At 64.4% G+C, this 14,651-nt stretch carries 20 protein-coding genes; 15 read left to right on the plus strand and 5 right to left on the minus strand.

Features of this window, described 5'->3' with window-relative positions; all coding sequences use genetic code 11:
* The first annotated feature begins 133 nt into the window (after positions 1–133).
* From GM909_RS10015 to rpsA, 3 genes are all read left to right on the plus strand, one after another.
* Positions 134–838, plus strand: coding sequence for an SDR family oxidoreductase (locus tag GM909_RS10015; protein WP_157016238.1), 705 nt, complete (start codon positions 134–136; stop codon positions 836–838).
* Complete coding sequence (gene cmk, locus GM909_RS10020; protein WP_157016239.1) at positions 838–1,488, plus strand: (d)CMP kinase; 651 nt, start codon at positions 838–840, stop codon at positions 1,486–1,488. The genes GM909_RS10015 and cmk overlap by 1 nt, the downstream gene beginning before the upstream one ends.
* Before the next feature lie 216 nt (positions 1,489–1,704).
* Positions 1,705–3,411, plus strand: a complete 1,707-nt coding sequence (gene rpsA, locus GM909_RS10025) for a 30S ribosomal protein S1 (protein ID WP_157016240.1) — start codon at positions 1,705–1,707, stop codon at positions 3,409–3,411.
* A gap of 110 nt (positions 3,412–3,521) precedes the next feature.
* On the opposite strand, the gene GM909_RS10030 is transcribed toward rpsA, so the two are convergent.
* From GM909_RS10030 to GM909_RS10045, 4 genes are all read right to left on the minus strand, one after another.
* Entirely contained in the window at positions 3,522–3,950 is a 429-nt protein-coding gene (locus GM909_RS10030; protein ID WP_157016241.1) for a type II toxin-antitoxin system VapC family toxin, read from the minus strand.
* Positions 3,950–4,195 (minus strand): type II toxin-antitoxin system VapB family antitoxin, encoded by a 246-nt coding sequence (locus tag GM909_RS10035; protein ID WP_157016242.1) that lies wholly within the window; start codon positions 4,193–4,195, stop codon positions 3,950–3,952. The genes GM909_RS10030 and GM909_RS10035 overlap by 1 nt, the downstream gene beginning before the upstream one ends.
* Positions 4,196–4,451: 256 nt before the next feature.
* Positions 4,452–5,663, minus strand: a complete 1,212-nt coding sequence (locus GM909_RS10040) for a beta-ketoacyl-[acyl-carrier-protein] synthase family protein (protein ID WP_157016243.1) — start codon at positions 5,661–5,663, stop codon at positions 4,452–4,454.
* 1 nt (position 5,664) lies between these two features.
* Entirely contained in the window at positions 5,665–5,919 is a 255-nt protein-coding gene (locus GM909_RS10045; protein ID WP_157016244.1) for an acyl carrier protein, read from the minus strand.
* 161 nt (positions 5,920–6,080) lie between these two features.
* Here GM909_RS10045 and GM909_RS10050 point away from each other — a divergent pair, with 161 nt between their 5' ends.
* From GM909_RS10050 to GM909_RS10065, 4 genes are read left to right on the plus strand one after another with little or no spacing between them, the layout of a single operon-like run.
* Positions 6,081–6,917, plus strand: a complete 837-nt coding sequence (locus tag GM909_RS10050; protein ID WP_235911796.1) for an urease accessory protein UreD — start codon at positions 6,081–6,083, stop codon at positions 6,915–6,917.
* Positions 6,918–6,930: 13 nt separating this feature from the next.
* Positions 6,931–7,233, plus strand: a complete 303-nt coding sequence (locus GM909_RS10055; protein ID WP_157016245.1) for an urease subunit gamma — start codon at positions 6,931–6,933, stop codon at positions 7,231–7,233.
* 41 nt (positions 7,234–7,274) lie between these two features.
* Entirely contained in the window at positions 7,275–7,853 is a 579-nt protein-coding gene (locus tag GM909_RS10060) for a HupE/UreJ family protein (RefSeq protein ID WP_157016246.1), read from the plus strand.
* Between the two features lie 56 nt (positions 7,854–7,909).
* Entirely contained in the window at positions 7,910–8,215 is a 306-nt protein-coding gene (locus GM909_RS10065; protein ID WP_157016247.1) for an urease subunit beta, read from the plus strand.
* A 45-nt stretch (positions 8,216–8,260) separates the two neighbouring features.
* On the opposite strand, the gene GM909_RS10070 is transcribed toward GM909_RS10065, so the two are convergent.
* A complete protein-coding gene (locus GM909_RS10070) occupies positions 8,261–8,758 on the minus strand; it encodes a hypothetical protein (RefSeq protein WP_235911798.1) in 498 nt (165 codons plus the stop codon).
* A gap of 160 nt (positions 8,759–8,918) precedes the next feature.
* Between GM909_RS10070 and ureC the strand changes: the two genes are divergently transcribed.
* The 8 genes from ureC (at position 8,919) to ureG (ending at position 14,631) form a co-directional block, all read left to right on the plus strand.
* Entirely contained in the window at positions 8,919–10,631 is a 1,713-nt protein-coding gene (ureC, locus tag GM909_RS10075; RefSeq protein ID WP_157016248.1) for an urease subunit alpha, read from the plus strand.
* A gap of 111 nt (positions 10,632–10,742) precedes the next feature.
* On the plus strand, positions 10,743–11,333 hold the full coding sequence (locus GM909_RS10080; RefSeq protein WP_157016249.1) for a hypothetical protein: 591 nt from the start codon (positions 10,743–10,745) through the stop codon (positions 11,331–11,333).
* Positions 11,334–11,610: 277 nt separating this feature from the next.
* Complete coding sequence (locus GM909_RS10085; protein WP_157016250.1) at positions 11,611–12,213, plus strand: glutathione S-transferase family protein; 603 nt, start codon at positions 11,611–11,613, stop codon at positions 12,211–12,213.
* A 69-nt stretch (positions 12,214–12,282) separates the two neighbouring features.
* Complete coding sequence (locus tag GM909_RS10090) at positions 12,283–12,549, plus strand: type II toxin-antitoxin system ParD family antitoxin (protein ID WP_157016251.1); 267 nt, start codon at positions 12,283–12,285, stop codon at positions 12,547–12,549.
* Positions 12,539–12,841, plus strand: coding sequence for a type II toxin-antitoxin system RelE/ParE family toxin (locus GM909_RS10095; RefSeq protein WP_157016252.1), 303 nt, complete (start codon positions 12,539–12,541; stop codon positions 12,839–12,841). The genes GM909_RS10090 and GM909_RS10095 overlap by 11 nt, the downstream gene beginning before the upstream one ends.
* Positions 12,838–13,296, plus strand: a complete 459-nt coding sequence (locus GM909_RS10100; protein WP_157016253.1) for an urease accessory protein UreE — start codon at positions 12,838–12,840, stop codon at positions 13,294–13,296. Before GM909_RS10095 ends, GM909_RS10100 begins: the two co-directional genes overlap by 4 nt.
* Positions 13,289–13,960: an urease accessory protein UreF gene (locus GM909_RS10105; protein WP_157016292.1), complete on the plus strand. Its 672-nt coding sequence runs from the start codon at positions 13,289–13,291 to the stop codon at positions 13,958–13,960. The genes GM909_RS10100 and GM909_RS10105 overlap by 8 nt, the downstream gene beginning before the upstream one ends.
* Positions 13,957–14,631 carry an urease accessory protein UreG gene (gene ureG, locus GM909_RS10110; protein WP_157016254.1) on the plus strand — a complete coding sequence of 225 codons (675 nt, stop codon included), beginning with the start codon at positions 13,957–13,959 and terminating at the stop codon, positions 14,629–14,631. Before GM909_RS10105 ends, ureG begins: the two co-directional genes overlap by 4 nt.
* Positions 14,632–14,651 lie beyond the last annotated feature (20 nt).

The following is a 14,651-nucleotide window of genomic DNA, read 5'->3' on the forward strand; positions in this document are numbered from 1 at the left end:
GGCGGCTGAACATGAAATTCGGCTTTGTATTTACCCTCACCCCTAACTCCTCCCCTCTCCTGAGCTTGTCGAAGGTGGAGGGATTGAGGGTGGGGATGCAATCGAAGAACCGAGCAGGAGCAGGGAGAGAACGATGAGCACAGACAAGGTGGCCATGATCGTCGGCGGCGGCAGCGGCATGGGTGCGGCAGCGGCGCGCAAGCTGGCAGAGGAAGGTTTCCTGGTCGCCGTCATGTCGTCTTCCGGCAAGGGCGAGGCGCTGGGCCGGGAGCTCGGCGGACTGGGCTTTACCGGCTCCAACCTCTCCAATGACGACCTGAAGCGCTTTACCGAGCAGACGATGGAGCGCTTCGGCCGCGTCGACGCGCTGATCAACGGCGCCGGTCACGGGCCGAAGGGACCGGTGCTGGAGATTTCCGACGAGGACTGGCATCTGGGCATGGAATATTACCTGCTCAACGTGATCCGCGCCGCGCGCCTGGTGACGCCGATCATGCAGGCGCAAAAGTCGGGCTCGATCGTCAACATCTCCACCTATGCGCTGTTCGAACCGGAATCGACATTTCCCACTTCCGGCGTCTTCCGCGCCGGCCTTGCCGGCTTCACCAAGCTGTTCACGGACGAGTTCGCGCCCGACAATGTCCGCATGAACAATGTGCTGCCGGGCTTCATCGACTCCCTGCCCGAAAAGGAAGAGCGGCGCGCCCGCATCCCGATGGGCCGCTACGGCACGGCGGAAGAGGTGGCGGAGCTGATCGCCTTTCTCGCCTCGGAAAAATCAAGCTACATCACCGGCCAGAATATCCGCGTCGACGGCGGCATTACGCGGTCGGTGTGATGGCTGAACCGTTCGTCATCGCCATCGACGGGCCGGCCGGCGCCGGCAAGGGAACGCTGGCGCGCCGTCTGGCGGACCATTTCCACCTCAATCTGCTCGATACGGGCCTCTCCTACCGCGCCGTCGCGCACAGGATGCTGCAGGAGGACCTGCCGCTCGACGATCCGGCGGCCGCCGAGGGGACGGCGCGCAACCTCGATCTCGGCCGGCTCGACCGCGACGTTCTTTCAGCCCATGCGGTGGGCGAGGCCGCCTCGCAGGTCGCCGTCTATCCGGAGGTCCGCCGCATCCTGGTCGAAAAGCAGCGCGCCTTCGCCGCGACACCGCCCGGCGCCGTGCTCGACGGCCGCGACATCGGCACCGTGGTGTGCCCGGATGCCGACGTGAAGCTCTTCGTCACAGCGAGCCCCGAGGTGCGCGCGCGACGCAGGCTGGCCGAGATCGAGGCGCGCCACGGTACGGCCGATCTGGCGCAGGTGCTGGCCGATATCGAGCGCCGCGACACACGTGATATGGGGCGTGCCGATTCTCCACTCAGGCCGGCAGACGATGCCCACTTGCTCGACACGAGCGAAATGGATATAGAAACGGCGTTTCTGACTGCCAGGGCGATCGTCGAGGTAGCGCTGGAGGGCAGAGACGGGATCTAGGGAAAAGGCGGCGCTGATTTTCCGCGAATGCGGCGAACCGGGCGACCCGCCGTTTTTCTGTTTGATCCGCAAACACGGCCCGCCGGCATTCCCGATGCACCGGAATTGCCGCGAGATGCGGCGTTTGGCTCGATACGAGCCGGAATGCAAGGCAGGGTCAACGCAACGCGAACCCCCGGTGCCGCCCCAAAAAAACGGGGCTTTTCAGGAGCAAGAATGTCAGAATCCAATCCCACCCGCGACGATTTCGCGGCCCTGCTCGATGAATCCTTCGGTGAAAGCAATGCCGCCGAAGGCTCGGTCGTCAAGGGTACGATCACGGCCATCGAAAAGGACATGGCCATCATCGACGTCGGCCTCAAGGTCGAAGGCCGCGTGCCGCTGAAGGAATTCGGCGCCAAGGCCAAGGACGGCCAGCTCAATGTGGGCGACACTGTCGAGGTCTATGTCGAGCGCATCGAGAACGCGCTGGGCGAGGCGATGTTGAGCCGCGAGAAGGCCCGCCGCGAGGAAAGCTGGGTGCGCCTCGAGGAGAAGTTCAGCAAGGGCGAGCGCGTCGAAGGCGTCATCTTCAACCAGGTCAAGGGTGGCTTCACTGTCGACCTCGACGGCGCCGTGGCCTTCTTGCCGCGCAGCCAGGTCGACATCCGTCCGATCCGCGACGTCACGCCGCTGATGCACAACCCGCAGCCCTTCGAAATCCTCAAGATGGACAAGCGCCGCGGCAACATCGTGGTCTCGCGCCGCACGGTGCTCGAAGAAAGCCGCGCCGAGCAGCGCTCGGAGATCGTCCAGAACCTCGAAGAGGGCCAGGTGGTCGAAGGTGTGGTCAAGAACATCACCGATTACGGTGCGTTCGTCGACCTGGGCGGCATCGACGGCCTGCTGCATGTCACTGACATGGCGTGGCGCCGCGTCAACCATCCGACCGAGATCCTCAACATCGGTCAGACGGTCAAGGTGCAGATCATCCGCATCAACCAGGAGACGCACCGCATCTCGCTGGGCATGAAGCAGCTCGAGGCCGATCCGTGGACCGATATCGGCACCAAGTTCCCGCTCGGCAAGAAGATCACCGGCACGGTCACCAACATCACCGACTACGGCGCCTTCGTGGAGCTGGAGCCGGGCATCGAGGGCCTCATCCACGTCTCCGAAATGTCGTGGACGAAGAAGAACGTGCATCCCGGCAAGATCCTGTCGACCTCGCAGCAGGTCGACGTGGTGGTGCTCGAGGTCGACCCGGTCAAGCGCCGCATCTCGCTCGGGCTCAAGCAGACGCTGGAGAACCCGTGGGAAGCCTTCGCGCGCACCCATCCCGTGGGCAGCCAGGTCGAGGGCGAGGTCAAGAACAAGACCGAGTTCGGCCTGTTCATCGGGCTGGAAGGCGATGTCGACGGCATGGTGCACCTGTCCGATCTCGACTGGACCCGTCCGGGCGAGCAGGTCATCGAGGAGTACAACCGCGGTGACGTCGTCAAGGCGCAGGTGCTCGACGTGGACATCGACAAGGAGCGCATCTCGCTCGGCATCAAGCAGCTCGGCCAGGATACGGTCGGCGCGGCCGCCGCTTCCGGCGAATTGCGCAAGGGCGCGGTCGTGACCGCCGAGGTCACCGACGTCAAGGACGGCGGCCTGGAAGTCAAGCTGGTCGACCACGATATCGAGACCTTCATCAAGCGCTCGGACCTGTCGCGCGACCGCGGCGAGCAGCGCCCTGAGCGCTTCTCGGTCGGTCAGAAGGTCGATGCCCGTGTGATCCAGTTCGACAAGAAGACGCGCCGGCTCACCGTCTCCATCAAGGCGCTGGAAATCGCCGAGGAGAAGGAAGCCGTCGCTCAGTACGGTTCGACCGACTCCGGCGCGTCGCTCGGCGACATCCTGGGCGCCGCACTGAAGAAGCAGGGCGGCAAGGAGGACTGATCGTCCTCCCGGCAGCCGCTGCCGCAACCAAGATCAAGCCCCGCCGGAGCGATCCGGCGGGGCTTTTTTCATTGAGCGCTGTTGATTTGCAAGGGAATGCGCGGTGGGCCTCACGCGAGGTCGGTTCGGGCGAAGTCGTTTCCCTTGTAGATAAGGCCCACACCGCGAGATTTTGCGCAGGCATAGGCGAAGCAGTCGCCAAAATTGAGATCCGCTGGATGACCGACGACCTTGCCATATGTCATTGCCGCGTCGAGAGCCAAATCCCCGACCGTATCCGATATGCCGATTGCTTCGGCTCCGATCTCCATGACCAGTTCATCGACGAGCTCGCGCGCGGCGGCAATCAGTTCCGGCGCCGGCCTGGAAATTCTGCCGCCGGCGGTTGCGGCCGCCCGCGCCACGGCCAGAGTGGCCTCAAATCGCACGAGGGGAGACACCAGACATGTATTCTGCACATCAGAGAGACGCTTGGCGATTTCCTCCCAACCCGGCTCCTGATTGATCACCGCGACGAGGGCAGAGGCGTCCACGAACATCAGGTGTCGTCCCACATCTCGTCGCTATAGGCCTTCATATCGAACGCCGGATTGGGAAGACCGATCCTGGCTGCCTTTGCATGCAGCCGGGCCAGCCTGTCCCGCAAGGGGACGGCCGGGCGAACACGTTCCAGCTCATGGCGGAGCGCCTCTCTGACAGCCGTCGTCTTGCTGTCCGCCCTGGTAAGTCTCGCCAGCTCCTCGGCCATGGAAGTCACCTCGGTGTCGCGGATGAACAGCGGCATCCTGATATCTCCATCCTGATTTCTGGATATCATATAGGTGATATCAGATGGGTGTCAAAGCGAATGGCAATGCTTTTGCGGACGCCATACCAGCCGAACACGGTCGGCAAGCAAGAGCCGGGAGCAACGCGGTGGCGCCGGTCCGAAATGCTTCGGCCTCGAGCGCGACGTCGTTATGTTGACTCCTCGGCACGATATATCTCCTTGTTGAGCACGATCCTCTCCGATGCCGATGCCCAATGTTCAGGGCCATGCCTTAAAAGCGCTTCAGCGCCACGACCGCATTCGTACCGCCGAAAGCAAAGGCGTTGCTCAATGTCGCGCGCACCTCGCGCCGGCGCGCCGCGTTGGGCGTGACGTCGAGATCGCAGGCGCCGTCGGCTTCGCGGTAGCCCATGGTCGGCGGAATGATGCCCTCGCGCAGCGCCATGACGCAGGCGATCATTTCCAGGGCCCCGGAGGCACCCAGGCAATGGCCGTGCATCGATTTGGTGGAAGAGACCGAAAGGTCATCTGCGGCAGCGCCGAAGACCCGGCGGATGGCGGCCGTCTCGATCTCGTCATTGGCCTTGGTGCCGGTGCCGTGAGCGTTGATATAGTCGATGTCGGCAGGCGCCAGACCCGCATCGCGAAGGCAGTTCTGCATCGCCCTGGCCGGCCCGTCCACCGTCGGGGCAACGATATCGGCGGCGTCGGCCGTCATGCCGATGCCGGCGAGTTCGGCCAGAATGGGCGCACCGCGTGCCTCGGCATGGTCCAGCGTCTCGAGAACCGCCATACCGGCCCCCTCGCCCAGCACCAGGCCGTCGCGGTCGGCCGAAAAGGGGCGGCAGGCCTGTTTCGACAAGACGCGCAGCGCCTCCCAGGCCTTCAGCACGCCATAGATGAGCGGTGCATCCGTGCCGCCGGCGACGACCGCATCGGCACGGCCGGCCCGCAATTGGTCGACAGCGGCGGCGAATGCGTGATTGGACGAGGAACAGGCCGACGTGACCCCGAAGACCGGGCCGCGCAGCCCGTGCACCATGCTCACCTGCCCGGCCGCCGCGCCCGGCATGACGCGCGGCACGGTGAAGACATTGGCGCGCTTCCTGCCGTCCAGGAACACGGCCCGGTAATTCTCCTCGATCGCCTCCCAGCCGCACACCCCGGTGCCGACCACCGCGCCGACACGCGCGGCGTCGAGATCGTCGACCACCAGACCCGCATTCCCCAGCGCCTCGCCGGCGGCGATTACCGCCAGTACACTGAAACGGTCCATGGTGATGGCCTGGCGGCGCTCGAAGGGCAATGGCGGCAGTTCGGCGATCTCGCCGCCGATGCGCGCCTTCAATTCATGCAGCGGGGTGGTCGTGATCTCGGCGATACCGACCTTGCCGGCGCGCATGGACTGCCGGATCGCCTCTGCATTGTTGCCCAGGCTGCAAATGCCGCCGAGCCCGGTGACGACGATGCGGGGGCTGGCCATATCAGCTCTTCTGCTGGATCAGGCCGCGCACCGCGTCGACGATGTCCCCGACATTGCGCATCCGTTCCCAGGCGCTTGCCGTGTCCATCTCGACCTCGATGCCGTAGCGCTCCTCCATGTCGAAGATGATTTCGGTCAGTTCCAGTGAATGGATGCCCAGTTCGCCGAGTTCCGTATCGCGGCCGATCGGCCCGTTTGGCCTGTCGAGATGCTGGCCAAGCTTGGCAATGATCTCGGCTTCGAGTTGATCCGTCATGCGTCGTCGCCCTCGCTTTCGCTCCGGGAAGCGCCCCCTCAGCCGCCTGCCAACTTTTAGCCTTAATTGAGCGCGGCCACAACTGAGCGGCCGCGAGGCTCGATCGCACAGCGTTTCACCCCGGGGCAAGATGCTCTAATCTGCCGCCACGGAGGTGTCCCTTGTCCATCGAACCAGCAATTGATCCAGGCTTGAAATCGCAGCGCGTCAGGGCGCGCGGCGCGCTCTGCGTGACGCGGCGCGCGGGGCGCACGCGCATTCAGCGGATGTTTCAGGAAGGCGCCGCCAAGATCCGGCTGCCGCAAGGCGAGGACCCGCTGCAGGCGGTGCTCATCAACACGGCGGGCGGACTGACGGGTGGCGATTCGCTGGAATGGGCTTTCGAGGTCGGCGACGACGCTTCGGCGATCCTCACCACGCAGGCCTGCGAGCGGGCCTACCGCTCGGCGGCTGGCACGGCGACGGTCTCCACGTCGATCGCGGTGGGCGCCGGTGGCCGGGTTTGCTGGCTGCCGCAGGAGACGATCCTGTTCGACGGCAGCGCGCTCAGGCGCCGCCTCGAGGTCGATCTGGCGCCGGACGCCGAAGGGCTCTTCCTCGAAGCGACGATCTTCGGCCGCACGGCCATGGGCGAGGTGGTGAGGCGCGCCGAGTTCCGCGACCGCTGGCGGGTCCGTCAATCCGGGCGGCTCGTGCATGCCGAGGATTTCGCCATCGGCCCGATGATCGCCGATCGGCTCGGGCGACGGGCCGTTACGCTGGGCGGCGCCGCTGTCGCAACCGTTCTCCTGGTCGCGCCCGAGGCGCCGGAGCGGCTCGAGGCGGCGCGCGCGATCATGGGCGAGGATGGCGGCGCCAGCGCCTGGCAGGTTGGCGATACTGGCAAGCTTCTTGCACGGCTTTGCTGCAAGGACGGTTACCATCTGCGCAAACGCCTGGTTGCGCTGCTTGAACTGCTCAATGAACGGGCAGGCCTGCCCAAAGTGTGGTCACTGTAGGAGAAAGACACGGATGAACCTGACGCCCCGCGAGAAGGACAAGCTGCTGGTCGCAATGGCGGCGATGGTCGCGCGCCGACGGCTGGAGCGCGGCGTGAAGCTCAACCATCCCGAAGCGGTCGCGCTGATCACCGATTTCGTCGTCGAGGGCGCGCGCGACGGTCGCTCCGTGGCCGATCTGATGGAGGCGGGTGCGCATGTCGTTGGTCGCGAGCAGGTGATGGAGGGCGTCGCCGAAATGATCCACGACGTGCAGGTGGAAGCCACCTTTCCCGACGGCACCAAGCTGGTCACCGTTCACGAACCGATCCGCTGACATCGCCAATGGGCCGAGTGACAATCATGAGAGGGACATCCATGCTCAGAAAAGCCGCCATAGCCGCCGCCATGCTCGCCGCCGGCACCATGCCCGCATTCGCCCATCTCGACCCGGCCGAGCACGGCTCCTTCATGGCCGGTTTCACCCATCCGCTCTTCGGCGCCGACCATATTCTGGCGATGGTGGCGGTGGGGCTGTGGGCGGCGATGCTCGGCAGGCGGGCGCTGTGGCTGGTGCCGGGCGCCTTTGTCGGCACGATGATGATCGGCTTCCTGGCGGCCGCGGCGGGGCTGGCCCTGCCTTTCGTCGAACCGATGATCCTCGCCTCGGTCGTCGTGATCGGCCTCATGGTCGCCATGGCCTTCGCGGTTTCTGCGCCGGCCGGCATGGCCGTCGTCGGCGTCTTCGCCCTTTTTCACGGGCATGCGCATGGCGGCGAGATGGGTCAGGCCGGGCTACTCGGCTACGCTCTCGGCTTCGCCGCCGCCACCGCAATGCTGCATCTGGCCGGCATCGGCCTGGGGCTGGCGTTCGGCACATTTGCCGGGCGGTGGACAACGCGCGCCGCCGGCGTGGTGACGGCGCTCGCCGGCCTCTGGCTGGCGGCAGGCGTCTGAGGGCTCAGATAAGGACAGCGGTCACGAAGGCGCGGCAAGCGCGCGAGGAGGCGTCAATGATCCCCGGTGAAATCATTCCTGCGGCAGGCGAGATCGAGCTGAATGCCGGTCGGCCGTCGGTCGTCATCACGGTCGCCAATACCGGCGACCGGCCGATCCAGGTCGGTTCGCACTACCATTTCTTCGAAACCAATGAAGGGCTCCGGTTCGACCGCGACAAGGCACGCGGCATGCGCCTCGACATCGCGGCCGGCACGGCCGTGCGCTTCGAGCCAGGCCAGAAACGCGACGTCACACTGGTGCCGCTGGCCGGAGCGCGCACGATCTTCGGCTTCCAGCAGAAGATCATGGGCAAGCTCTAGGTGACCCGGCCGGCGCCGCATGCCATGGCCGTACGCAACCGGCGGTCAGCCCGCCGGCTTCGCGGCGGCGTAAATGACGACGTCGCGGTCGTGGAATTCGATCGCCAGAATGTCGCGCAACAGAATCTGACGCGAATCGATCGCGTGGTAGAGCATCGCATTGCCTTCCAGTTCCTGGCGAAGCTGCGTGATCTCGTCCTTGTGCTCTTGGAGCTTGGCCTCGACCTCCGGCGGCGGACCGCCCTCGGTGACCGCGGAATCGGTCAGGAAGACGATATCGACCTTGTCGAGCATCGTCGTCTTGCGCACGGTGCTGATGTTGTTGCCCGTGGCCTCGATCGCCCTGATCACGCGCCCGGTGTCGGCTGCCGCCTCGACCTCTTCTTCCTGGACTTCAGACCCGATGATCTTCTCGATCGCTTCGGGATCGTCCAGACCCTGCGCCTGCAGGCCCGGAGCGACCGACAAGGCCGCCAGCAGCAAGGCGCTCGCCGCCGTCATCCTGACGACGCCGGACGGGTGCATGGTGGCTGTTTCGTGCAATTGCGCTCTCCCCTGACTGTTACTGTCCTTGGCTCGATTCTGTTCAACGCGCCCATCGCGCTGACGGTTCCGAATACGCCAGGCAAGCAGGTCTATCCGCCCATTTTGCGGCATGGCGCCGGCTCACGCCGGATTGCCGCTTGTTGAAGGAGCAAAACAGATGCCCGCCCGGATTTCCCGCCCTTCCTACGCGCAGATGTTCGGTCCGACAACCGGCGACAAGGTGCGTCTGGCCGATACGGAACTGTTCATCGAGGTCGAAAAGGATTTCTCCACATATGGCGAGGAGGTCAAGTTTGGCGGCGGCAAGGTGATCCGCGACGGTATGGGCCAAAGCCAGGCGACGCGCGCCGAGGGTGCGGTCGACACGGTCATCACGAACGCGCTGGTGGTCGACCATGGCGGCATCTACAAGGCCGATATCGGACTGAAGGACGGACGAATCCACGCCATCGGCAAGGCCGGTAATCCCGACACGCAGCCCGGCGTGACGATCGTCGTCGGCCCCGGCACCGAGGCGATTGCCGGCGAGGGCAGGATCCTGACGGCCGGCGGTTTCGACGCCCATATCCACTTCATCTGCCCGCAGCAGATCGAGGAGGCGCTGCATAGCGGGCTGACCACAATGCTGGGCGGCGGCACCGGGCCGGCGCACGGCACGCTCGCCACCACCTGCACGCCCGGCCCCTGGCATATCGGTCGGATGATCCAGTCCTTCGACGCCTTTCCAATGAATATCGGGCTTTCGGGCAAGGGCAACGCGTCGCTGCCCGGCGCGCTGGAGGAGATGGTGCTGGGTGGCGCCTGCGCACTCAAGCTGCACGAGGACTGGGGCACCACGCCGGCGGCCATCGACAATTGCCTGTCGGTCGCCGACGAATACGACGTGCAGGTGATGATCCACACCGACACGCTCAACGAGAGCGGCTTCGTGGAAAACACCATCGCCGCCTTCAAGGATCGCACGATCCACGCCTTCCACACCGAGGGTGCGGGCGGCGGGCACGCGCCGGACATCATCAAGGTGTGCGGCCATCAAAACGTCATCCCCTCCTCGACCAACCCGACGCGGCCCTACACGGTCAACACGATCGCCGAGCATCTCGACATGCTGATGGTGTGCCATCACCTTTCGCCGTCGATCCCCGAGGACATCGCCTTTGCCGAAAGCCGCATCCGCAAGGAGACGATCGCGGCCGAGGACATCCTGCACGACATGGGCGCCTTTTCCATCATCGCCTCCGACAGCCAGGCGATGGGACGCGTCGGCGAGGTCATCATCCGCACTTGGCAGACGGCCGACAAGATGAAGCGCCAGCGCGGGCGGCTGAAAGAGGAGACGGGCGACAACGACAATTACCGAGTGCGCCGCTACATTGCCAAATACACGATCAATCCGGCGATCGCGCACGGAATTGCGCACGAGATCGGCTCGATCGAGGTGGGAAAACGCGCCGACCTCGTGCTGTGGAACCCGGCCTTCTTCGGCGTCAAGCCCGACATGGTGCTGATCGGCGGTTCGATCGCGGCCGCGCCCATGGGCGACCCCAATGCGTCGATCCCGACGCCGCAGCCGGTGCATATGCGCCCTATGTTCGGCGCTTTCGGCAAGGCGATCACCAATTCCTCGGTAACCTTCGTTTCCCGCGCCGCGCTGGATGCGGGGCTGAAGGAGACGCTCGGCGTGGAAAAGGCGATGGTGGCCGTCGAAAACACGCGCGGCGGCATCGGCAAGCGCTCCATGATCCTGAACGACGCCACGCCGCATATCGAGGTCGACCCGGAGACCTATGAGGTGCGTGCCGACGGCGAACTCATCACCTGCGAGCCGGCAACGGTCCTGCCGATGGCGCAGCGCTACTTCCTGTTTTGAGGCCACAAAGGATCATGGCGCCGGGGGCGCTGCCGGCAAGGCCGACCATCGGCTTTTGCACGCATATCGGGAGCTTGATCCCGCGCGCGGGCGTCCGTAACGTCTGTTGCAATGGAACACACAGCCGCACTGCCGGAAGCCTTTCCGCACATCCGTATCGTCATGGGGATGGTCATCGGTCTGGGCGTCACGCGACTCCTGTCGGGCGTGGCGCGCATCATCCAGCATCCAAAGCAATACCCGCTCTATCCGGTGCATCTCGCCTGGGTCGTCTCGCTGCTCTTGATGCTGGTGCACTACTGGTGGTGGGAGTTTGGTCTTTTCTCCGTGCATCAGTGGACGTTCGGCATCTATCTGTTCATCGTCAGCTATGCCATCGCCCTGTTCCTGCTCTGCGCGCTGCTGTTTCCCGATTCCATGCAGGACTACACGAGCTACAAGGACTACTTTCTGGCCCGCCGCGCCTGGTTCTTCGGCCTGCTGGCGGCCACATACGGCCTCGACATCGTCGACACGCTGATCAAGGGCAGCGAGCATTTCGCCCGATTTGGCACCGAATACCTGTTGCGCACGCCGCTTTTCATAGCGCTGTGCGCGGTGGCGATCGCGACGCGCAACATGTATTTTCACGTCGCTTTCGTCGTCTTCGCGCTGGTCTACCAGATATCGTGGATATTCAGGCTCTTCGACACGATCGCCTGATCAAGCGAGCGCTAGTGGTTCGATTCCGACATTTGCATCCCACCTGCATCAAGCAATCAAGCAAATGTCGGATTCAGGAGAACCACTAGTAACTAATTGATTCTAGTGGAGCTTTGAATTTGACATTTGATATGGCGGTTGACACGTACCGAGGACTCAAATGTCAAATTCACTCCACTAGACATGTCCCGCTCAAACGGAACCGTTTGAGCGAAAGGTACATGTTCCAGCATATTGATCTGGCGTGCGTTCATTCACTATGGGAGGTTCATTGCACATGTACAAAGCCGTCGGTCCGCGCAGATCGCGCGTCAGCCGCGTCCTCTGGATGCTGGAGGAACTGGAAGCGCCGTATGAATTCGTCGAGATGGGTCTGCGCTCGCCCGAATTGCGCGCGCTCAACCCGTCGGGCAAGGCACCGGCGCTGGTCGATGGCGATCTGGTGGTGACGGATTCAGCGGCAATCTGCTGCTATCTGGCCGAAAAGCATGCCGACAAAGGCATGGGTGCCAATCCCGGCCTTGCCGGGCGCGCCGAGCTCGACAGCTGGATGCACTTTCTCCAATCCGAGCTCGAAGCGCCCCTGTGGATCAAGCTCAGGCATCGCTTCATTCTGCCGCAGGAGTTCCGCGCCGACGTCGGACCGGCGACGGCGCATGATTTCGCCAACGAGGTCGGGACACTGGAGCGGCGGCTCGGCGAGCGCCGATATGCGCTGGGCGGCCGCTTTTCCGCCGTCGACGTCATACTCGGCGAAATCGGCGGATGGGCGCGCGGCGCCAAGTTCGCCATCCAGTCGGAACGCGTGAACGCTTATCTCGACCACGTCCTTGCCCGGCCGGCGCGCGCCCGCGCGCAGGCCAATGGCGGCGCACATTGAGCCGAGAGGCTTGCCCTGGCGTCGTGCATAATCAATAATAGTTATTGGATTTGCAGCGAGGATCACATCATGGCCGTCAGCGCCGATCTCGGAAAGCCGCTCGAGGAATTCGTCGAAAGCCTGGTCAAATCGGGCCGCTACCGCTCGCGCTCGGAAGTGTTGCGCGAGGGCATTCGGCTGGTGCAGGAACGCGAGGCGAAACTGGCGGCGCTGGACGCCGTGCTGGCAGAGGCGCTGGACGATCTTGATGCGGGTCGGACCGAGCCTATCGGTGACGTCTTCAACGAATTGAAGGCCGAACTGCTTGCCATGGCCGGAGCCCGGCATGAGGGTTGAAATCGCGCGCAAGGCGCGCAGCGATCTGCGCGGCATCGCGCTCTTCATCGCCTCGGACAACCCTCGTCGTGCCCTCACTTTTTATGAAGAGTTGCAGGCCGCATGCGAATCCCTGGCGCTTCATTCAGACCGCTATCCGATTGTGCGCAATCACGGTCACCTCAATATTCGCAGACGGCCCTACGGCCGTTATCTGATCTATTATTGCGTCGATGAAAGGAAGGTGACCGTTCTTCGTGTGGTACACGGCGCCATGAGTGACGAACGCATATTTGGTGAAAGGGACCAATGACCACCTGCTCTTCGATCATCCGCGCATTCACCGATCCGGCCGGCACGATCACGCTTGATGAAACGGCGCGCCACCGGCGCCGCATGGCGATGGTCTCCGACAACGGCATTTCCTTCCTGCTCGACCTGCCCGAGGCACGCCATATCCGCCACGGCGACGGGCTGCTGCTCGATGACGGGCGAGTGATCAAAGTCGTCGCCGAAGCGGAGGAATTGCTCGAGATCCGCGCCCGCGATCGCCTGCATCTGATCGAACTGGCCTGGCATATCGGCAACCGCCACCTGGCCGCACAGATCGAGCCCGAGCGCGTCCTGATCCGGCGCGATCATGTCATCGAGGCGATGCTGGAAGGCCTCGGCGCGACGGTGGCCCCGGTCGTCGAGATCTTCGAGCCGGTGGGCGGCGCCTATTCCGGCCACGCGCATGGCCACGAGCATCATCACCACCATGACTGACACGCATTCGGGCCCGGCGCTGCTGCGCCTCCTGACCTGGCTGTCGCCGGCCTTTCCCGTCGGCGCCTTCAGCTACAGCCACGGCCTGGAGAGCGCGGTGGCCGACGGGCTGGTCACGGATGGCGAACAGCTCTTCGAGTGGATCGAGACGCTGGTTGAGTCCGGTTCAGGCTGGAACGACGCGGTGCTTCTTTGCGAGAGCTGGCGCCGTGCGCGCGATGGTGGCGAGCTGACAGAGCCGGCCTATCTAGCCGAGGCCCTTGCCGGCTCGGCCGAACGGCACATGGAAAGCAGATTGCAGGGCGCGGCCTTTCTGACGGCCGCCGCCAACTGGCCGCATCCGGCCGCCGCTCGCCTGCCGGAACGCTGCCCCTACCCTGTGGCCGTCGGCACAATCTGCGGCGTCCATGGCATCGCCTGCGCCGACGCGGCTGGCGCCTACCTGCACGCTTTCGCCTCCAACCTGATTCAGGCGGCCATCCGGCTCGGCGTTGTCGGCCAGCGCGACGCGACGGCCGTCCTGGCGAGATTGGAGCCGGTCATCCTCGCAACAGCGAATCGCGCGGCACGCTCCGGGCTTGACGATCTCGGCACGGCTACGATCCTGTCGGAAATCGCCGCAATGCGGCATGAAACCCAACATACGAGACTGTTTCGCTCATGACATCACCCAATGGACCCCTGCGCGTCGGCATCGGCGGACCGGTCGGTTCCGGCAAGACGACGCTGACGGAAAAACTGTGCAAGGCGATGCGCGAGCGCTACTCCATCGCCGTCGTCACCAACGATATCTACACAAAGGAAGACGCGCTGATGCTGGCGCGCCTGCAGGCGCTGTCGGAAGAGCGCATCATGGGCGTGGAAACAGGCGGCTGCCCGCACACGGCGATCCGCGAGGACGCTTCGATCAATCTGCAGGCGATTGCCGAGCTCAACCGCAAATTCCCCGACCTCGACATCGTCTTCATCGAATCGGGCGGCGACAATCTGGCGGCGACCTTCTCGCCCGATCTGGCCGACCTGACGCTCTACGTGATTTCTGTTTGCCAGGGCGAGGAAATCCCGCGCAAGGGCGGGCCCGGCATCACGCGATCGGACTATCTCGTCATCAACAAGGCGGACCTGGCGCCGCACGTCAATGTCGACCTGGAGACGATGGAGCATGACGCCGGACGCATGCGTTCGGGCAAGGAATTCGGTTTCACCGACCTTTCGCGCGGCAAGGGCGTCGAGGCGATCGTCGATTTCGTCGTCGACAAAGGCGGCCTCGACGCGGGCCTGAGCCGCGCGTCATCCCGGCCAAGCGGCGAAGCCGCGCGAGCCGGGACCCATTAAGCAGTGGCGGCTGGTTTCGG

It is taken from the genome of Mesorhizobium xinjiangense (genome assembly GCF_009749525.1).
In the GTDB taxonomy this organism is placed as follows: Bacteria; Pseudomonadota; Alphaproteobacteria; order Rhizobiales; family Rhizobiaceae; genus Mangrovimarina; species Mangrovimarina xinjiangensis.